The following is an 18,487-nucleotide window of genomic DNA, read 5'->3' as shown; positions in this document are numbered from 1 at the left end:
GTTAACTGATGGGCTTGCCTTATATGATCAGTATGTCTATGATATTTTCGAAGGAAAGGAGGCTGCGTAACATAAGATAAGGCCTTAACCGGAAGGCCTCCTGTAAACGCAATTACTGTTCAGTGCAGATAATTCTTTTTTCCCTCCATCCATGTTGATGAGCCTGCTCAAAGCGTTCCCTTTCAGTTTTTGCGGATTAGTCAGCATCTTATAATTCGTCTTGCTTGTTTTCGGGTCAACAGGCCCCACGGGATCAGGCGACATAAACCTCCCAATCCTCGGCTCCATATACCTTGCACCAAAGTAATACAGCCCTGTCTCTTTATCCTTTTCCTTGCCGATAAACTGCTTATTGTTTTCAACAGTTCCTGTTGTGATCTGTACTTCTCCAAAGGGCTTATTATCTGACCGCCAGACAAAATTTCCGTTGGAATCCGTCATCGCCAATACCGTACCTGCTGGCTATTTCTGATCAATACTCTCCCTTTTCTTTCGCGTTATATAACTTAAACACCACTTCTCACTAATATAAATTCCTACAATTATAGATATTATTAGAGTCAAATTGATGAAATAGATCGCCCAACTCGGACCAGCATCACTCCCAGTTATAATTGCCAAGCCAATGCGAAACAATGGAATTATTATAAAAAAAGCAAATGCTCCGCCGAATAATCCTCCCACAATGAAAGAATATACCAATAATAAAATATTACGTGCGGAATATTTAATCATTTTCATGTTTGTCTACTGTATCACGAAAACGATTTAAGTATTCCTTAGTTCGAGACTCTGTTTGCTTTAGTGCTGCAGGTCTTTCTTCAGCAGAATCAAACCATGATGGATGCGGCCATATGAACGGCCAGTCACCATGCGCTATTATATCCTGTAGCCCGTGCAATCCTCGTCCAAGTATTGCTAAAGCCTCTTGCTGCTGACGTTGTCTATATAAAGCAACCGCTGTTTGTAGGTCTTTTTCAGCGAATATCTGCCGCGAGTCCACCGTACTTAGTATTGAGGTATTGAAATGCCTGCCTGGCACTCCTGTGATAACAGCCCAGCCTGCATTTTTGTCAGTAGCATTATTGCCTCTTGCGATTATTTTTGCATCTTTATCATTAAAGCCTGCCTGCCGTGCCCATGTGTAGGTACCATATTTAAGATTCCCAATACCCGAATGAACATCCTCTGCCCATTTTCCATCCTCGTCTTTATACCTGTAAGGGTTATTCAATGAATAAGCATATCTGTTCAATTGCTGCGGATTTAATAGTAGTTTTTCATTAGCCTTGCCCGTCTGTCCGCTGACAGGTCCGATCGGGTCAACCGCGGCAAACCTCCCAATCCTCGGCTCCATATACCTTGCTCCAAAGTAATACAGCCCTGTTTCTTTATCCTTTTCCTTCCCTACAAACTTCTCATTGTTTTCAATTGTACCTGTAATTGTTTGTTCTTCTCCGAAGGGTCTGTAGTCTGCTTTCCAGATTACTGTTTTACTGGTATTTGTCATCGCCATGGGTGTTCCTGCAGGGTCTGTGTGGAAGAAGTATACCGCGGAAGGTACTATTTTCGCCATGAGCTTGCCATTCGCGTAAATGTAATCGGCTATGCGGTTACTGCTGCTGTCTGTCTCGGACAGCACCCTGCCGTCTTTGTCATAATGATATACCACTGTTTTTCCACTGGCTGTCTTTGTAACCCTCATCCCGTCGCCATCATATGCAAAATCTGCAAGTACGGTAGCGCCTGACTTATAGGTCTTGAGATTGTTTAAAGAATCGTAAGTCAAACTATAATTGACTCCTTTCCACGTTGTTGCTGTAAGGCTGCCATATCCATTATAGCTGAATGTCTGGGGTTCTCCTCCGGAGGTGGAACTCAATCTGTTACTGGAGTAGGAATAGGAAGTTGTGCTCCCTGCAACAATCTTAGTCAATCTGTTTCCTACTGAGCTATATGTATAAGAGCCTGTTCCCCATGCGCCGTTGAATCCTGCCAGCCTGCTTAGGCTATCATACGTGAATGATTGGTTTTTTGTATTGTCAAGGTAGTTCGTAATATTTGTGGTATTCCCTCTGCTGTCATAAGTGTAGCCGTTATCAAAGGCTGTTCCTGCCGTTATCCTCGTAGTGAGATTCCTGGTGTTATATGTGATATTTGTGGTAATGCCATTTGAAAAGGTATAGGAGGTGGGAAGCCCTGCCGTATTATAGTTGATGGCCTGTACTGTACCGCCGAAGCCGGTTATGCCGGTATTTCTGATTGTTGATGTTGTAACTGAAGGAAATCCATGTGCCGGTTGGATAATACTGATTAATAATATTATCATTAGCATCATAATCATATCTCGTTGAGTAAGTCCTTCCTGCTATACTCTCTGTCTTTTGAGTAAGCCTGTTTGCTGCATCATATGTGTAATCAATATCTGCTGACGGCGAAGTCATGCCTATTCTGTTATCCGCATTGTCATAGTCATAATAGACTGTTTCTGCGCCGTATGTGATTTTTGTAAGGCGGTTAATGCTGTCATACGTATAGGATTTTGTACCAAGGGCATCTGTTTTTGATTTCATATTGCCAACATTATCTCTTGTGTAGCTGATTGTCCCGCTTTCAGGATGTGTCTCTGATGTGAGAAAATTCTTCGAATCATGGGAGTAGGTCCTTGTTAATGTACCCTGCGTTATGCCGGTGAGTGTGCCAAGAATGTTTCTGCTGTAAGTTGTGGTATTACTTAGTGCATCTTTTACCGAGACAAGGAATTTTTCATCAGGGTTTCCAAAGGCGTTGTAGGTGAGCAGGGTTGTTTTAGCAGCCTCATCGGTAACTGTTACATTGCTGCCTGAATAAGAGCAGGTTATCTTTGTGCTATCCTTATGAGTTATTTGTTTTATCCTCTCAAAATTATCGTAATAAACAGTGTCGCCTATGTTTAATGTAGTGTAATTTTTTAGTCCGCAACTTTTATATATAACATCCGTATCAACACTTTTGCTGTCATATGTTCCTGAAGGCCTTCCGAATCCATCATAGTAATAGTAGATATAATATCCACCCCTGCTTTCCTTTCTGTATGAATTGTCTGCTGGATAAGAGAAATTGGTTACGTTCCCAACAGGCGGGATTATCTTTGTCAATCTCAGGTTGCCGTCATAGGTGTAATTTGTTGTGTAACCCCTTCCATTAGTCTCACTTGCGATTGTTCCGTTACTATTTATGGAGCGCGAGATGGAATATATCGGGTTTGTTGTCTTTGAGATTCTGCCGTTACTCCACTGGTAGGAGGTTGTTTTCCCATTGGCATCAGTAGTGGAATAGAGATTGCCATTGGTATAGTATGAATAATTTGTTACAACACCATATTTGTTCAATTGTGTGAGATTGCCATTGCTGTCATATGTATAGTTGGTTGTAAAACTGCCGGAGAAACCGCCTGAAACAGTCTCCGAAGAAGGTTTGTTCTGCACTATGTTCTTCGTTGTGTTATACCAGTAAGTTTTGTTTGTTGCCCTTGTCTTATCACCTGATTCAGAAATGGTTTTTGAGTTACCATAACTGTCATAATTGCTATAGTCAATTGTATAGGTCTTCCCCTCTCTTGTTATTGCTCTCTTGGTTACATAGGGTACGTATATGTAGCTGTCTCTATGGTTGATTGGTAAAATATAATCATCCGTTGATATGTATGATGAATTTGTCCAGTCATGGTTAATTGTCTCCTCTCCAACAATCTCTTTTGATTTAGGCAATCCAATCTTCCACATATTTCCATCTGACAGATAGGTGCTTCCATAACCGTAATAACTGTATTTAATGGTTCTTCCACATGGATCACCTATCTGTGTAAATTCGTTATATGTTCCTTGAGAATATGCAAATGTCCATGTTCCTGAAGGTATACCCCTGCCACTTGCGCTCTTCTGGACTACAGTTCTGTAGTAAAGATAGGAACCACCCATAAGAACTTGTGAAAAATTATAGGTATACGAAATTACTCCTCCATATGGACTTTTAACACTTTTGAGCTCAAGGCCATTATAAGTATATTCCCATGGATTACCTGCCGGAAGATTAGCTTTAACCAGCAAAGTATCATATAGCGTCGTAAGGGACTGATGAGTATAACTGATACTTACACCAGAGCCTGAAATGGAAGTCAGTTTTGTAGCTCCATTAATAGTACTTGTCGTGAAATCTATTCTTCTCCCAACAGAATCTATAACGTAGGAAATAATATTGCTTCCGGAGGATTTGTAATAAATATTGATTGTATTTCCATTTACGTCCTGTATTTTATTTGCATAATAAATCGAGTGTTGGGGCCAGTTCGGAAGTGAAGGGCCCGGCTGTCCATAATATATCTTTGTTCCATTGGTTAACGTTAAAATATAGCTGGTGCCTGAATCTAATAACCAGTAATCTTTAGTTATGAACTGTGTTGTGCCGGATTTACTATATGCGGCATGCCTCGAACCATCAGGCATCTCTATGACATGCTGAATATTGGCGCTGGATGATTTAAATAGCCTCCCAAAATGCAGAGTCCAGCCATAACCAAGCCAGGTATTTTCCCCTTTTTCACAAGCACAGGTACTTCCAACACAAGTCCAGCCGTTACAAACATTCTTTGAGTTAAATGTCCGCTGGATGACAAGGTCAAGCCCTCCATTGCCAGGAAGCCTGAAATCCACATGGCTGAGTGTCAGTCCTCCTGTAAAAAGGTCTATATTCTCCTCCGGTATGGAAGAAAGGGTTTCTCTGTGAGGATTAATCCCCGGTGCATCATAAATCTCGTCATATGCATATAGTGAAGCTGATGATAAGAGAAAAAGAACGATGGTACAGATACAGATGACTAAAATTGAAGAAACTCGGAATCTACTTTTCACTTCTTACCTCCTTTTTGAGATCGTTTAATTTTTCCTGTCATTCCCGCTTCTTTTATCATTTCAGCAATATTCACATTGAAAATGTAATTTTCATCAATAAATTTTTTAGCTCTTGTTATTCCATTCAAAATGTCTGAAGGAATACCTTTTATTGTTTTTTGAGGGCTTTCGTTCAATGTTCCGATTAATATCGGTTGACGCTGCTCTGTTTTTATATTTGTTAACTCCATAAGAAACTCTACCTTTGCCTTTATCTCATACGTATCAAAGGGTTTCTTAGTTCACTTCACACCTTAAACAATCCTGTATCTACCCATTCCTTCTTCAGAATCGACCAGAAGTCTTCTGCGAGACCTTTCATCACATAATCGTAAGGCAGCCATCCATATCCGCGATCCCCCCATCCTGTCCCCCAGGAGTTTCGAATGAGAATCGCGCCGGTTGACTGGACTCCGCATGGATTTGCATTCTTGATCTTCATTTTGTCATCGTAGCCGACAGCAGCAATGGCATGTCCGCCGAGTATCTTTTCCCCTTTGCACGGATACGGGATCTTCCCGGTGATACCCGCCTGGCTAATAGAGTTGTATACTGTGAATCCGAACATGGAAGGATGTCCTGCCGCAAGGTATTTCCTGATGCGATCAAGCAGGTCAGAGGCTGATATTCCCGGTGGATCATGCCTGAAATATTTTATCGCCTGATAGCTTTGTCCGAATGCGTAGCAGAATGCCGATGGTTCCAGATCAAAATCTGCGATTTTATATGGCCAGTATTCCTCGGGAGGTGCACCGAACAGGACAAGCGCCCCCATGGTGCTGCGGAGAAAAGCCCCCGTGTCGCCGGTCCAGTGAAGGAGGTTCCGTGTAACCTTGTAAAGAAAGAGGCGGGAGGCATCAGTATATTTGCCGAAGGTTCTGTTTTCATAGTATTCAACGATTCCGATTCCTGCGTGGGCAGTACAGGAACCGAGAGACTTCTGGTCTTCGACCGCAGAACACCATGCCCTCAGGTCGACCGATGCAGGAATTTTTGCGGAAGTCTTGAGTACCTTTGTCGGTGCAAGTACAGCGTTGATTGCCTCATGAGATTCCGTATAATCTCTGAAATCCGGATAATCCGGTATCCATCCCATACCCGATTTCGTTTCGCAATCATACATAACTCCTCCTTGCTATTAAGGTTTTTCGGATGAAAACCGCCTGAAAAGATGTTTCTTGCGGATCCCTGAATCCTGATGAAAAGGATCTTCGCCATGTGCTGCTATGCCTGCGTTACAGAAGAATTTTGCAGATGTTTTCTTCATCCTTTGCGGGACAGCGTTATGTCAGATGTCCCTCAATGATCCTGAGGAATTCCTTCAGCTTAATCGGTTTGGGAATGAAGTCTACAAATCCCCGTTTCAGGAAACCTTCTCTTCCCTCTGCCAGAGCATACGAGGTCAGCGCAATGGAAGGGATATTTCTTGTGGGGGGCTGAGACCTCAGAATCCGTATTGCAGTGAACCCGTCCATTACAGGCATCTGGATATCCATCAGAATGAGATTGGGCTTCTCTGTTTCTGCAAGCTTGATGCCTTCCGCGCCATCCTTTGCCTGGAGCGTCTCATACCCGTCGCATTTCAGCACCGTGCTGAACAGACTCAGATTATTGTCGTCATCATCAATTATGAGTATCTTTTGTGCCATACTTGTCTCCTGTGTCTGTGTGCGCAATGTTTTCCCATTGGATTGTCCTGCAGTCTGACGATCCTTTTTTCACTGCAGATTCTTCCTGCAAGTGTTTGTTCTGATGCAGAAAGACTGCCTGTTTCCTGTACTCTCTCGGTGAAACCTTATGGGCTGCTTTGAATACGCGGTTGAAATGAGCGGTATTTCTGTACCCGACGAAATATGCTATTTCTCTAATGCTGTAACGGGTATTTTTCAGATGCTTTTCCGCATTTCGTATCCTGATGCTGTTGAGATATGTGATAAAAGTCTGGCCAAACCTTTTCTTGAACGCCCTGCAGACGCTGAACTTGCTCATGCGTGCGAGGCCGGCAAGCGTATCCAGCGAGATGTCTTGCATATATCTGTCTTCAATGTGCTTGACAATGGCACTGAAGACAAGTTCTTTCGATCCTTCATATGCATGCCTGAGCGGCATACCGTCGTCAGAAAGTATTGTGTGAAGTTTCATCCTGAGCGAGGAAAGGCTGACCGGTTTTCGCATAAACTCAGTGAAGTCTTTTTGGGCAGAACCCGGGGGTATTTCTTTGTCGTTCTGAACCGTCATGATTATTGCGGGCATGGAAGGGTCTGTGACTCTCAGTGCCGCTAACGCTTCCAGGCCGGTATTGTCAGGCAGAACATAGTCGATAATCGCAAGGCTGATGGGATAACGGAGCATCCTGAGCGCTTCAGAATACCGGGATGCTTCAAGAACACGGTATTCTTTTTCGAGGGCGTTTTTCAGGGAGCCCCTGACGGAGGGGTCATCGTCAACCAAAAGCAGTGTATGGGTATTCATGGCAATATAAAGCTTTTGCTTATTTATTTTAATTATAATTTCTTCACAAAAAATGTAAAGTCACAAAAATTGGATAATATTGGTAAATATCATGCAATATAAAAGTTAATAGCAAAATAACTCGTAATATCAAGTAAAAATGCTTATTATATGCAAATATTAGCTATTTATGATGTTGAGAGCGTGCGGGTAAATACTTAATGCTTAAAAAGAGGAAGTTGAAAAGATTTACTAAGAAGGGAAAGAAAGTTCTATCCCTCGGAAGGGTATAGAAAAAAGGATTTGGAGCAGCGGAACAATCGGTTCTCAGAACAGATCTTTCTGGTCTGCCTTGACCTCCTTGTCAAGAAAGGTGCGCCGGTATCTCTCCGCCAGTCTCAGGAGCCTTTCTTTGAATGTCCCGTCGTCAATCAATCCGGTTTTGAAATCGTCAATCACATTATAGAACGCCTGGAGCAGTTCGTCCTTGAGCCAGTTGTCTGAGCTGTTGTTCATTGCCCTATGTGGTGTCCGTAGCTGTTCATGACTAGAGTACTATACAATATTTCTCTGCTGTATTGAGTAAGAAATTTATGAATAATACACTGTAAGGTATCCTGTCCCCGATTTTACAGGGAGAACCGGAAGGGGAGATTGTCCTGATACCGGAAAATGCAGATGACGATTTTGTAGGCCGGTATTACTTGTCTATCAGGGAAATAAGGGTATCTGCGTCCTTATAGCCGGGGATGACGCTTCCGTTTGGCAGTATGATGGCAGGAGCCCCTCTGATGCCGAGTTTTTCTGCAAGCTTGATATTTTCGTCAATTGCGTCAGTTTTGCATTTGGGTTTTGGCAGGGGTTTCTTTGCAAATGCATCGTCAAGCATCGAAAGGGATTTTTCACATACAATGGCTTTTGCTTTTTCGTATGATCCCTTGTGCATGGGCAACAGAAAAATCTTTATGTAAAAAACAATATCTTTTCTCTTTGCGACGACCTTCTTCATCTCCTGATGAAGTTTTTCACAGTATGGTCAATCGGGGTCGTCGAACACAATCACCCGGTGTTTGGCGTCTTTTTCTCCCATCACCAGGGCGTCATCGAGAGGAATTGCGGAGACGTCTACCTTATTGATCTCTATGGACCGTTCCTGAGTCAGGTTTGTTTTTGTCTCGATATCAATGACAGAGCCGGAGATGATGTTCTTTTTCGAGTAGTCCACATAGACAATGCCTTTCTGGCCCCGTGTTTCAATGGCAATTTCCCATAACCCCTTAATGGTGGCCTGGCGTATTTCGAGGATTTTCAGTTCCGGGATAATGTCCCGGAGAAGGGCAGACGCATCGGCATTCGTTATCTGGTGGCACTTGGAGCAGTTATGATCGGTGGTTTCACCGCTGTGGGTAGTATGGACAGTGCTGAGCACAAGCACGGCAATTACTGCGAAGGTGATGAAGAAAAATTTACGCATAGGAAAGTATACCATACTTTCAGAATAATACACAGAAAAAAATCATGGAATCCCGTAGAATTTTTCCCTTCCCGGTAATCAGAGTTCCTTAATGCGTTCTGCCTGGTAGTGCGTCGCCAGGCTGTCGATGATCTCGTCGATCTCTCCCTCAAGAACCCGGTCAAGCTTGTGCAGGGTGAACCCTATCCTGTGGTCGGTGACACGGTTCTGGGGGAAATTGTATGTCCTTATTTTTTCACTCCTGTCGCCGGTTCCCACCTGCGATTTCCTGGCGGATGCCCTTTCCCTTTCCTGCCGTTCCATTTCTATCTCATACAGCCTTGAACGCAGGACTTTCATGGCCTTGTCCTTATTCTTGATCTGGGAGCGTTCGTCCTGGCATTGCACGATGATCCCGGTCGGGATATGGACGATCCTCACGGCAGAATAGGTGGTGTTGACCCCCTGGCCGCCTGGACCGGATGCGCAGAAGGTATCAACCCTGAGATCTTTTTCCTCGACTTTGATGTCGACCTCTTCTGCCTCGGGCAGTACCGCGACTGTTGCGGCAGAGGTGTGGATTCTTCCGGATGCTTCTGTCACAGGCACCCGCTGGACCCGGTGCACCCCGCTTTCATACTTGAGGCGGCTGTATGCATTTTTCCCCTGTATCGAAACGATCACCTCCTTGATCCCGCCGAGCCCTGTTGCGTTCAGGTCTATCGTCTCGACTTTCCATCTTTTCTGTTCCGCGTATTTCAGGTACATCCGGAGAAGGTTTGAGGCAAACAGGGCTGCCTCCTCACCCCCGGTTCCCGCCCGTATCTCGAGGATTACATTTTTTTCATCACGGGGGTCTTTCGGAAGGAGCATGATTTTGAGCTCTTCCTCTATTTGCGGTTTCATCTCCCTCAGCTGGCTGAGTTCTTCCTGTGCAAGTTCGCGAAGGTCTCCGTCCCCTGTCTGTAAAATCTCCTCTGCCCCCTCAATGTCAGACAGGAGCTTGCTGTATTCCTTTATCTTCTCGACAAGCGGAACAATTTCGGCCTGTTCCTTTGAATAACGCTGAAGCTCGGCGGGTTTTGCCAATACTTCGGGGTCCATGAGCATGCGGTTCAGCTCCTCAAACTTGTGCTCTATAGCCCTGAGTTTATCAAGCATTTGTTTCCTCGGTCACGAGCACTTCCTCGAGCGCCCTCAGGGCTACCTCAATCTGGGACTCATCAGGCTCGCGCGTGGTGAGCCTCTGCAGCAGCAGGCCGGGCTGTATCAGGACATGCATGATGATATTGTGTCTTGTCTTTGCAGAAAGCCGCAGAAATTCGTACGAAAGACCGGCGATCAGAGGGATGAGGACGAGCCTCGCGAGGAACTTGTAGAGAAACGACCATTCCTGGGGGATGAAGGAGAAGGTAAAAATGCTGATCACCATGACAATCAGGAGGAAGCTTGTGCCGCAACGCGGATGGAGAGGACTGTGGTCTCTGATATTGGGCATGGTAAGTTCTTTGCCGTTCTCGTATGCGTGAATGACCTTGTGCTCAGCGCCATGATATTCAAATATCCTCCTCATTTCCTTCCATGACCCGATCGAGATGACATAGAGAAGGAAAATGAACACCCTGAGTATGCCGTCGACAAAGTTGAACATGAACGAACTGCTTGATATGGATGCGAATACCAGTCCCAGCAGCTTTGTCGCATACAGCGGAAGCAGGATAAAGAGCGCTATCCCAAGGAGCAGCGAAAGGCCGATGGTCAGGCTGATCGCAAGCGGATTCAGGGCTTTCCCTTCCTCTTCTTCATATGCCTTGTTCGCGGAGAATTCAATTGCCTTAATACCGATAAACATGGCGTGGAAGAGCGTGATGAAACCCCGGATGACCGGAAGCCGGAGCAGTTTCGGAAGTTCCGACAGGGGTTCCTTTTTCACATGGATTTCCCCGTTCGGGCCGCGGACCGCAACGGTCCACGCGTTTTTCCCCTTCATCATCACTCCTTCGATGACCGCCTGCCCGCCTATATTCTTCATGTCTCTCCTGATATTCTTATGCCACCCCTCGCAAGAAGCAAGGGACGCGGTGATATTTCTCGAATTCCCTGAAATTTCATTCGCAATTCTCAAAAAAAAGCCGTTAGTCAGGGAATGGTTGACTAACGACTTTTCCTGTAATCGCAGCTACTTTTTTGCGTATTTTCTCTTGAACTTCTCTACTCTGCCCTCAGCATCGACAATTTTCTGCTTGCCGGTAAAAAACGGATGGCACTTCGAGCAGATATCCACCTGAATCTTCTGGCGCGTAGACTTTGTCGTAAATGTCTCTCCGCAGGCACATACGACAGTCGCCTCATTATATGACGGATGAATTCCTTCTTTCAACTTGAACCTCCTGAAATATAGGATAACACATATATTAATAAATCCATAAAGATTTTGGCAAGGGACAGGCAGGATGTTTTTTCAGGGACCCGGCAGTCACATTTTTGTATCTTGAAAAATCTGTTCCATTATATATAATTGTAGCAACGGACGGGAAAACCATGGAACGGCAGAAGGTTATCGTGCGATTTGCAGACGGCAGGATTCTCAGGGGATACCTTGAAAAATTCGTGGCGACCGACGAGACTGTCTCGATAGATGATGATTCGTCGGGTAGGCAGAGTATCAGTCTCAGTGATCTGAAGGCTATTTTTTATGTGAAGACCTTCGAGGGCGACAAAGCCTATTCTGACAGGAAATCCTTTGTCCATGCGACCGCCAGAGGCAAAAAGGTGTTCGTGAGATTCTTTGACGGCGAGTCAATGATGGGACACATTGAAGGGGATGTCCCGTGGGAAAAGGGGTTTTTCCTCGAACAGAAGAAAGGCGGCTTTTTCCTCATACCGGTTGACAACCAGAGCAATAATATCAAGGTGTTTGTCGTCGCAAGCGCGGTTCAGGATGTGACCTGTTTTTAACGGAAGCTGCTGGATGACAGTTACTTGCCCGGCAGGAATTCCTGAAGGAGCTTCTTCTCTGAATCGGCGGTACCGATGAGAATGAGTTCACTGTCCTCCTTAAGGGGGACATAGGGGTTGGGGCTGATTTTCATGGTTCCGCCGGAGTGTATGGCAACTACACTGCATCCTGTTTTTTCCCGCAGACCCGTCTCCTGAAGGCTCTTTCCTATCAGTTCGGCCGGCAATTGAACCCGAAAGACATTCAGCCCCTCGGTAAGCATGAGAACCTCATTCGGTTTCAGAATATTGACAATGGTGTTCACTGCCAGTGATGCATAGGACATAACTATGTCGGCACCTGCCTCATGGAGCTTGCTGATGTTGCGTTCGAGCGTAGCCCTGCTGATGATCTGCATTTCCGGCCTCAGCCTCCTGCAATAGATGGTCAGATATATATTGAGGTCATCATCATGGGTGGTGATGAACACGCTCGGAGCCTCTTTGATTCCTGCCCGGTTAAGGGTATTAATGTCAGCGGCACTGCCGAAAATATAGTTTTCCCTCTTTTCGACAAGTTCCCTGTTGTTTTCCACTATCCGGCACTCGATTCCCCTCTCCCTCAATGCGTCTGCCGTGGCACAGCCTACACGGCCTCCTCCGAGGATTACTACATGAGATGTAAAGGTATATGAAGCTCCCACGATACGGTCATAATTGCTGAGATGATCCTCGGAACCCGCAAGCACGAGGACGCTTGTCGGGCTTATCTGACTGTCGGGAAGCGGTATCTCGAACTTCCCTCTCTCCCACATGCCGACAACAGTCACACCTGTTTTTTCCCGCAGCTTCGTTTCCCTCAAAGTACGGCCTTCCAGAATGGTCCGCATGGCAGGCGCCTCTGCAATAAGGAGTTCGCCAAACCTTCCTATCACATTTGCCTGCAGATTGGATCCGAGGGCGCGCCGGGCAAGAGCGCTGCCGAGCATCTTCGTAAAGTGGAACACATACGAGGCTCCCGCAAGCCTGAGGATGTCGAGAGAATCTTCAGCATCGGCGGTAGCGACAATCGGAACATGCTTGGAAAAAGACCGGATCGTGAAGGTGATATTGGTATTGAGCATGTCGTTGTTGTTGACGACCACAAGTGCTGCATTATCGATGCGAAGCCGTTTGTAGGTGTCCGGATCATCGAGGTCGCCCATAACGACGCTATAGTTCATATCATGGAATTCGAGCACACGCTGCAGATCGGGCACCACGATGGAATAGCTGTAATTGTATTGCGTGAGTTTTTCAACGAGACTGAGTGAAATGGGGTCCGTATTCGTAAGGATGATATGTTTGTTCGTTCCCGCAGCCAACTCTCTCGGCGCCCTTGCCTTTTCCTTTGCTTCAAGCCAAGGCGCGTAAAAGAAGCGGATAAAGGTGAACGGGAGCATGACCAGCAAAAAAATAACCCCTGACAGAAGGACGAGGACTGAAAACACTTTCCCGAGGTCGCTTGAGAAAGTGATATCACCGAAGCCGAGCGTCGTCATCGTCACAAACGTCCAGTAAAGGCCGGTGATCCAGCTGAAGTTCCTGCCTTCATACTCCATAATATAGTGAAAGAGCGTGCTGTAAAGAGCGATAAGCGAAAAGAGGATGATGAAGAACTTGTTCAGAAGCCGGATGTTTCTCTTTGTGCCGGCCGTTTTCAGGAAGTAGATGATCTGTGACGGAATAAATTTCATACGCTCAATACCATGCCAGTAGTAATTAAATCAGTGCGCCATGCATATTTTACGGTTGTGCCGAATTTTTTGCTGCAGTATGGTTCACGAAATATACCGGTATGCGGCAGCCCCGCCAACCCTTTCTTGGTTCCGAACGCATTGCCATATTGAAGGGAGTCAGGATTCATCACCCTGCACGATTCCGGGAACTTCGTGTGATTTCCGGCAGTTTTCCATTACACTGTCCTCAGCAGAAGAACTTGCTGTAAAATGCATAATTATATCAGATTCTGATGATGTCAACCTCAGGAAGATGGTGCCTTCAGTCAGAAAAACAGGTGAGAACCTAATGATGGGGAGAACTTACGAGGGAACGAATGAGATCAAACCTGTTCTCAACCCCTATTTTTACATAGATATTGCTGAGATGGTCTTTCACCGTCTGCTCAACAATCTCAAATTCCTTTGATATTTCGGTATTCTTGAGTCCGTCCAGCACGCGCCTGAGGATGTCCGTCTCCCGCCGGGTGAGCCGGTATTGCTGCCTGATTTCATTCACGTTCAATTTATAGGAAATCTTGTCCTCACTGATAAACAGAATAATAACAGGAGGAGACTGTGCAGGCACGGCAAAGCGGAATATCCATGTGTTCGGAGACCCCTCGAATTTTTTTGTCACCGTGATCTCCCCCGGAAAGAACTCCCGGAACTTTTCCCTGTCGAGGGCATCGAAGATCCTCCGGCTGACGGAAGGGATTTCCTCGGGGAGATCAAAACGGTTCAGAAACAGTGAGGCCTGTCTGTTGCTGTAGACTATGTCGATTTTTCTGTTGAGCACAATAACCCCGGCAGGCAGGGTATCGAAGATGAAATTTATTATTTCCTCGTTTGCGCCCGGATGATACTGCGAGAACGTGACATCGTGAATATTTTCGAAAATCGGGCTCTTATGAAAACTGCTTTCGCTCATTCTGTACTCATTATACCAAAGATTGTCATAGTTGGAAAAAAGAAAGTGAACGCGGAGATTTTTCAGGAATAATCCCGCGTTAAATGGAGGGGTGATTTTGCCCGCTCCGGGAAGAAAAGACCGAACCGGCAATCCTGCAAGGCGGAGCGTTTTGTATGGAGAAGATAACCGTGTTATTGGCGCAATTCAGCGGTGCTGAAAGGTATGCGCGCTCTCACAGGAATTTAAGCCCCGCTTTAAAAAAGAACGCACCGATATCGCTCCAGAGCACTTCCGCAGTCTTGGACATGGTCGTGGGGGCGTCATTTTTCACCAGTATCTTTTCTCCGCGCTGCAGGGGAATGGGTGTCAGGAGGCACATGCCCAGTGGGCTTATATCAGAAATGATACCGTAGGAAACAGTATCATGCGCTGAGGAAATCACCGAATATTCCACTGTGCCGCTTCCCACACTGCGTTCGTGCTGCCTTCTGTTTCGTATCTTTGTCTTCTGCATCTCTCAACCTCCCCGATAAGGCCCGGAATTCTTCACGAATGCTGTCCCCGGAATATATTTTTGCAAACGTGACATGGCCTGTCTGAAAACCATTCTATGGACTTTTGTATGCGCGATCAATACTACCGGGGTAGGGGGTATCATTTTTTGTACTGTACCTGTAAGGGGATTGCTTCGTCGCTTCGCTCCTCGCAATGACATGGCCATTTTGTCATCGCGAGCGAAGCGTGGCGATCTTGCCGTGTGAAAATGAAATTGTTCTGAACGTAGTGAGGAGTCTCACGTTTGAGGTGTTGCACTGCTGCCTCGCAACTGCACTTGCAAGACTATGCGAATCGCTGGATCTGGGGTAGACAAATCAAGAATCTGTGACCAATCTGTAACCTGCTCTCCGGTATCATCAGATTGGCAATAACGCAACAAAAATGCTTGCAATTATGCACAAAATGGGCTAATGTGTTGATTAATTGTCTTCAATGCGGCATAGTCTCTTTGCCGTACTGGGGGGAAGGCAAGTGCAGCACCGGGGAGAAGCAGTTTCTTTATTGAGGTTTTGGGGGTTCGATAGTTCGCCGCCCGCCACTTCAAACCACACTCACGCCCGCATAGGCAATTTCAAATTATCTTCGCCATATATAATTCCGCTCTTGTTATTTTTGTTAATATCGAGCAGCACATCTGTACAGGCAGATGAAGAGTTTTCCGAGAAGTATAAGTCCTATCAGCAGCATATAAAATCTGCCTCAACAGCCTTTCAGAAGAAAGATTATCCTACCGCCATAGTCAATTACAGCAAGGCCATCGAAATGTCTCCTTTTGAAATCAATAATTACTACAATCGTGGAATAGCCTTCTTTAAGTCAGGGAAAGAGAAAGAGGCTGAAGCCGACTTTGAAAAGGTGATTGTCATGGACCCGAGGATGGCTTCTGCCTATGTATACCGAGGAATCTGCCGGGAGAGATTAGGAAGGTACAAGGATGCATTGAGCGATTACGCAAAGGCACTGGAGCTTAAGCCCAATGATGCTGCTGTTCATAACAACATCGCCTATCTTTATGTCTCAGCAAACGATGAGAGTTTCAGGGATAAGGCGAAATCATTGGAACATGCTAAGAAGGCAGCAGAGCTATCGAAGGAGAAGAATGCAGAGATTCTTGATACTTTAGCCAGAGCATATTTTATAAATGGGATGGTGAAGGAGGCTATTGAAGCCGAAAACAAGGCTCTCAAATTAGAGCCGTATAATGATGAGTTCAAAAACAGGCTGAAAGAGTATGATAAGGCCTTTTAATTCCCCCCCTTTTTAAAAGGGAGGTTAGGAGGGATTACAAATCATTTCTAACAAGCAGAAGGAGGAAGAGCAGTATGAGTGAGAGGAAAAGCATAAGATTTATGTCAATTATTCTTATGGTTGTTGCTTTGTTGTTATTTCTGCCGTGTCTTAGCATCGCAGGCAGTTTGGAGCCAAGCGACCCACCTGGACCAACTATGTACACTCTCGAAGAGATTCACGAAGCCGTTACTCCGCTGCCGACAGGCTTTGAATTATGGCCCAATAACACTCGATTTGCAGTATCTAATGAGGGAACACCTGACGTGAACTCAGACGACGTTGTGCTGGATAGGGCAACCGGTCTGATGTGGACAAGAGATGCAAACTTGGGTGGATTGAAGAATTGGCAGGACGCTGTTAATTACTGTAATTTTTTTGGTCCAGATTTTGGTAGACGTTATACCTTTGCACTTGACTGGAGACTTCCTTCGATAGAAGAGTTTACAAGCCTGTCAGAGCCATATCCCTCTGTGCGCCACCCTGCACTTCCTGCAGGACATCCATTTGAAAATGTGCAGTCGGGCAACTACTGGTCATCTACGACCTTCACCAGCAGCGCAGCGTTTGTGGGCATGCTCGATGGCCTCGTGTACGACTTGAATATGACCTCCGACATGTATGTATGGTGTGTTCGAGGAGGGCAGGGTCTTGCCCCTCAATAATTAAAAAATTTGAAAGGAGGTAAGAACAATGATGACCTGTAAATACAAAATCTTTCTTATCATCACGTTCCTTCTCTTCCCTGTCGCCGCCCTTGCCGGAAACATCGACCCGGACAATGACGGGTCGCAGTATGCCTGGGGCGAGAATGTAGGATGGATCAATTTTGAGCCATCCCAGGGAGAAGGAGTAACGGTGACTGATTCGGCAGTTATTGGTAAAGCCTGGGGAGAGAATGTGGGATGGATCAACCTGAGTCCCGCAACTGGCGGAGTTGCCAATGACGGAAATGGCAATCTTTCCGGCTTTGCATGGGGCGAGAATGTAGGGTGGATTAATTTTGCACCAAGTAACGGAGGGGTGACCATCGATCCTGCCACAGGCGCCTTTAGCGGGAAGGCATGGGGCGAAAATATCGGCTGGATCAATTTTGCTCCTAATGGTAAGCCTCTCAAGACTTCCTGGAGGCCGCCGAAACCGGACCTTGTTGTTACGTCACTCTCTGCGCCTGATACGGCTGCTCCCGGTGAAGAAATTATCATCACGGATACAACAATGAATAATGGTCTTGGTTCCGCGCCTGAGTCTACGACAGGATATTATCTTTCAACTGATGCGTCACTTGATTCAGGAGATATCTTTCTATACAGCAGACCGGTCGATGCGCTTGATGCTGGTACAAGCAGTGTGGGAGGAAACTACCATGTAACTATTCCTCCATACCCGCCGATGGGCAACTGTTTCATTATTGCCAAGGCAGATTGGTCTGATAGCATCGTTGAGGAGGCTGAGAACAATAATACAAATTCCAAACCAATAACTATTGCGACTGTTGCCGTCTTCGAGTTGATCAAGCCAAACGGTGGAGAGATTATTCCATCGCAGTCAGTTTACACCATTCAATGGTCGCCGTCTGCGCAGACGGTTACATACGATCTGCTGTTTTCAATCGATGCAGGAAAGAAAAAGAACTGGAAATGGGAGATCATTGCGGGTGGTGTCTCGGGTGCAAGCTTTAACTGGACTGTACCAAAGACAAAAAAAGATTTGCCCAATTGTCTCGTGAAAGTCATAGGCTATGATTCCGCAGGGAATAAGGTTGCCGAGGATGTTTCAGCAGCCACTTTCACAATACAGGGGACGAAGTAGCTTGTCAAAGATTTAGTTAAGACTATTGAATCAAGAGGAGGTTTGAAATGAAAGCGAGAGGAAAAATAATTTTGACAGGGGTAATTGTCATAGCTTTTGTCCTTCTGCCGTGTCTGAGCATCGCAGGCAGCTTAGAGCCAGCGCCAGATGCTGTTGATTTGTCAGGAAACCCAGTGCCAACAATGAAAACTCTTGACGAGGTCCTCCCGGCCTGGAGTCAAAAATTGCGGGCTGACGATGGGCCGAACGGTGACAAATGCAATTCTAGCCCACTTAATTCATAAATTTCCTACGCAGGAGACTTTTCAGCGTTTTTTGATTTACAAAAAGGGAAACAAAGACAAAAGCAAGGCAGTTTCATATGCACATTATGCTCTGACCTAAAAAAATC

Annotated in this window: 20 protein-coding genes and 1 pseudogene; 5 read left to right on the top strand and 16 right to left on the bottom strand. The window is 45.7% G+C overall.

Features of this window, described 5'->3' with window-relative positions:
* Positions 1 to 84 precede the first annotated feature (84 nt).
* The 13 genes and pseudogenes from AB1552_13915 to rpmE all read right to left on the bottom strand — a co-directional run bounded on the left by AB1552_13915 (position 85) and on the right by rpmE (position 11,212).
* On the bottom strand, positions 85 to 441 hold the full coding sequence (locus tag AB1552_13915) for an RHS repeat-associated core domain-containing protein (protein ID MEW6054854.1): 357 nt from the start codon (positions 439 to 441) through the stop codon (positions 85 to 87).
* 286 nt (positions 442 to 727) lie between these two features.
* A complete protein-coding gene (locus AB1552_13910) occupies positions 728 to 2,326 on the bottom strand; it encodes an RHS repeat-associated core domain-containing protein (protein MEW6054853.1) in 1,599 nt (532 codons plus the stop codon).
* The gene (locus tag AB1552_13905; GenBank protein ID MEW6054852.1) at positions 2,208 to 4,889 is read right to left on the bottom strand and encodes a DUF6531 domain-containing protein; all 2,682 of its coding nucleotides are present in this window, start codon (positions 4,887 to 4,889) and stop codon (positions 2,208 to 2,210) included. Before AB1552_13905 ends, AB1552_13910 begins: the two co-directional genes overlap by 119 nt.
* The gene (locus tag AB1552_13900) at positions 4,886 to 5,119 is read right to left on the bottom strand and encodes a hypothetical protein (protein ID MEW6054851.1); all 234 of its coding nucleotides are present in this window, start codon (positions 5,117 to 5,119) and stop codon (positions 4,886 to 4,888) included. Before AB1552_13900 ends, AB1552_13905 begins: the two co-directional genes overlap by 4 nt.
* Positions 5,120 to 5,175: 56 nt before the next feature.
* Positions 5,176 to 6,051 carry a C1 family peptidase gene (locus AB1552_13895; protein ID MEW6054850.1) on the bottom strand — a complete coding sequence of 292 codons (876 nt, stop codon included), beginning with the start codon at positions 6,049 to 6,051 and terminating at the stop codon, positions 5,176 to 5,178.
* Between the two features lie 160 nt (positions 6,052 to 6,211).
* The gene (locus AB1552_13890) at positions 6,212 to 6,577 is read right to left on the bottom strand and encodes a response regulator (protein MEW6054849.1); all 366 of its coding nucleotides are present in this window, start codon (positions 6,575 to 6,577) and stop codon (positions 6,212 to 6,214) included.
* Positions 6,552 to 7,400, bottom strand: a complete 849-nt coding sequence (locus tag AB1552_13885) for a response regulator transcription factor (protein ID MEW6054848.1) — start codon at positions 7,398 to 7,400, stop codon at positions 6,552 to 6,554. Before AB1552_13885 ends, AB1552_13890 begins: the two co-directional genes overlap by 26 nt.
* Positions 7,401 to 7,706: 306 nt before the next feature.
* A complete protein-coding gene (locus tag AB1552_13880) occupies positions 7,707 to 7,895 on the bottom strand; it encodes a hypothetical protein (protein MEW6054847.1) in 189 nt (62 codons plus the stop codon).
* A 184-nt stretch (positions 7,896 to 8,079) separates the two neighbouring features.
* A pseudogene (locus AB1552_13875) lies at positions 8,080 to 8,403 on the bottom strand (thioredoxin fold domain-containing protein).
* A 12-nt stretch (positions 8,404 to 8,415) separates the two neighbouring features.
* On the bottom strand, positions 8,416 to 8,853 hold the full coding sequence (locus AB1552_13870; protein MEW6054846.1) for a disulfide isomerase DsbC N-terminal domain-containing protein: 438 nt from the start codon (positions 8,851 to 8,853) through the stop codon (positions 8,416 to 8,418).
* Positions 8,854 to 8,931: 78 nt separating this feature from the next.
* The gene (gene prfA, locus AB1552_13865) at positions 8,932 to 9,993 is read right to left on the bottom strand and encodes a peptide chain release factor 1 (protein ID MEW6054845.1); all 1,062 of its coding nucleotides are present in this window, start codon (positions 9,991 to 9,993) and stop codon (positions 8,932 to 8,934) included.
* A complete protein-coding gene (locus AB1552_13860; GenBank protein ID MEW6054844.1) occupies positions 9,986 to 10,864 on the bottom strand; it encodes a DUF1385 domain-containing protein in 879 nt (292 codons plus the stop codon). Before AB1552_13860 ends, prfA begins: the two co-directional genes overlap by 8 nt.
* A 147-nt stretch (positions 10,865 to 11,011) precedes the next feature.
* Positions 11,012 to 11,212, bottom strand: coding sequence for a 50S ribosomal protein L31 (rpmE, locus tag AB1552_13855; protein ID MEW6054843.1), 201 nt, complete (start codon positions 11,210 to 11,212; stop codon positions 11,012 to 11,014).
* A gap of 161 nt (positions 11,213 to 11,373) precedes the next feature.
* Here rpmE and AB1552_13850 point away from each other — a divergent pair, with 161 nt between their 5' ends.
* The gene (locus tag AB1552_13850; GenBank protein ID MEW6054842.1) at positions 11,374 to 11,790 is read left to right on the top strand and encodes a hypothetical protein; all 417 of its coding nucleotides are present in this window, start codon (positions 11,374 to 11,376) and stop codon (positions 11,788 to 11,790) included.
* 20 nt (positions 11,791 to 11,810) lie between these two features.
* Here AB1552_13850 and AB1552_13845 read toward each other — a convergent pair whose 3' ends face one another.
* From AB1552_13845 to AB1552_13835, 3 genes are all read right to left on the bottom strand, one after another.
* A complete protein-coding gene (locus AB1552_13845; protein MEW6054841.1) occupies positions 11,811 to 13,505 on the bottom strand; it encodes an NAD-binding protein in 1,695 nt (564 codons plus the stop codon).
* A 328-nt stretch (positions 13,506 to 13,833) separates the two neighbouring features.
* Positions 13,834 to 14,457, bottom strand: a complete 624-nt coding sequence (locus AB1552_13840; GenBank protein ID MEW6054840.1) for a helix-turn-helix transcriptional regulator — start codon at positions 14,455 to 14,457, stop codon at positions 13,834 to 13,836.
* Positions 14,458 to 14,671: 214 nt separating this feature from the next.
* Complete coding sequence (locus AB1552_13835; GenBank protein ID MEW6054839.1) at positions 14,672 to 14,953, bottom strand: PilZ domain-containing protein; 282 nt, start codon at positions 14,951 to 14,953, stop codon at positions 14,672 to 14,674.
* Positions 14,954 to 15,600: 647 nt separating this feature from the next.
* Between AB1552_13835 and AB1552_13830 the strand changes: the two genes are divergently transcribed.
* The 4 genes from AB1552_13830 (at position 15,601) to AB1552_13815 (ending at position 18,380) form a co-directional block, all read left to right on the top strand.
* The gene (locus AB1552_13830; GenBank protein ID MEW6054838.1) at positions 15,601 to 16,245 is read left to right on the top strand and encodes a tetratricopeptide repeat protein; all 645 of its coding nucleotides are present in this window, start codon (positions 15,601 to 15,603) and stop codon (positions 16,243 to 16,245) included.
* A 74-nt stretch (positions 16,246 to 16,319) separates the two neighbouring features.
* Complete coding sequence (locus AB1552_13825; GenBank protein MEW6054837.1) at positions 16,320 to 16,949, top strand: DUF1566 domain-containing protein; 630 nt, start codon at positions 16,320 to 16,322, stop codon at positions 16,947 to 16,949.
* A 28-nt stretch (positions 16,950 to 16,977) separates the two neighbouring features.
* Complete coding sequence (locus AB1552_13820; GenBank protein MEW6054836.1) at positions 16,978 to 18,096, top strand: CARDB domain-containing protein; 1,119 nt, start codon at positions 16,978 to 16,980, stop codon at positions 18,094 to 18,096.
* A gap of 47 nt (positions 18,097 to 18,143) precedes the next feature.
* Entirely contained in the window at positions 18,144 to 18,380 is a 237-nt protein-coding gene (locus AB1552_13815) for a hypothetical protein (protein ID MEW6054835.1), read from the top strand.
* The last annotated feature ends 107 nt before the right edge of the window (positions 18,381 to 18,487 follow it).

Source organism: Nitrospirota bacterium, from assembly GCA_040754395.1.
GTDB lineage: Bacteria > Nitrospirota > Thermodesulfovibrionia > Thermodesulfovibrionales > SM23-35 > JBFMCL01.
Note: the sequence above shows the minus strand (reverse complement) of the source record. Positions and strands in the feature narration are given on the sequence as shown.

Excerpts from the sequence above, each read along its gene's own strand:
- AB1552_13915 (MEW6054854.1), bottom strand. The coding sequence starts at position 441 with ATGACGGATTCCAACGGAAATTTTGTCTGGCGGTCAGATAATAAGCCC.
- AB1552_13900 (MEW6054851.1), bottom strand. The coding sequence starts at position 5,119 with ATGGAGTTAACAAATATAAAAACAGAGCAGCGTCAACCGATATTAATC.
- AB1552_13895 (MEW6054850.1), bottom strand. The coding sequence starts at position 6,051 with ATGTATGATTGCGAAACGAAATCGGGTATGGGATGGATACCGGATTAT.
- AB1552_13890 (MEW6054849.1), bottom strand. The coding sequence starts at position 6,577 with ATGGCACAAAAGATACTCATAATTGATGATGACGACAATAATCTGAGT.
- AB1552_13885 (MEW6054848.1), bottom strand. The coding sequence starts at position 7,400 with ATGAATACCCATACACTGCTTTTGGTTGACGATGACCCCTCCGTCAGG.
- AB1552_13880 (MEW6054847.1), bottom strand. The coding sequence starts at position 7,895 with ATGAACAACAGCTCAGACAACTGGCTCAAGGACGAACTGCTCCAGGCG.
- AB1552_13870 (MEW6054846.1), bottom strand. The coding sequence starts at position 8,853 with ATGCGTAAATTTTTCTTCATCACCTTCGCAGTAATTGCCGTGCTTGTG.
- prfA (MEW6054845.1), bottom strand. The coding sequence starts at position 9,993 with ATGCTTGATAAACTCAGGGCTATAGAGCACAAGTTTGAGGAGCTGAAC.
- AB1552_13860 (MEW6054844.1), bottom strand. The coding sequence starts at position 10,864 with ATGAAGAATATAGGCGGGCAGGCGGTCATCGAAGGAGTGATGATGAAG.
- AB1552_13850 (MEW6054842.1), top strand. The coding sequence starts at position 11,374 with ATGGAACGGCAGAAGGTTATCGTGCGATTTGCAGACGGCAGGATTCTC.
- AB1552_13845 (MEW6054841.1), bottom strand. The coding sequence starts at position 13,505 with ATGAAATTTATTCCGTCACAGATCATCTACTTCCTGAAAACGGCCGGC.
- AB1552_13840 (MEW6054840.1), bottom strand. The coding sequence starts at position 14,457 with ATGAGCGAAAGCAGTTTTCATAAGAGCCCGATTTTCGAAAATATTCAC.
- AB1552_13835 (MEW6054839.1), bottom strand. The coding sequence starts at position 14,953 with ATGCAGAAGACAAAGATACGAAACAGAAGGCAGCACGAACGCAGTGTG.
- AB1552_13825 (MEW6054837.1), top strand. The coding sequence starts at position 16,320 with ATGAGTGAGAGGAAAAGCATAAGATTTATGTCAATTATTCTTATGGTT.
- AB1552_13820 (MEW6054836.1), top strand. The coding sequence starts at position 16,978 with ATGATGACCTGTAAATACAAAATCTTTCTTATCATCACGTTCCTTCTC.
- AB1552_13815 (MEW6054835.1), top strand. The coding sequence starts at position 18,144 with ATGAAAGCGAGAGGAAAAATAATTTTGACAGGGGTAATTGTCATAGCT.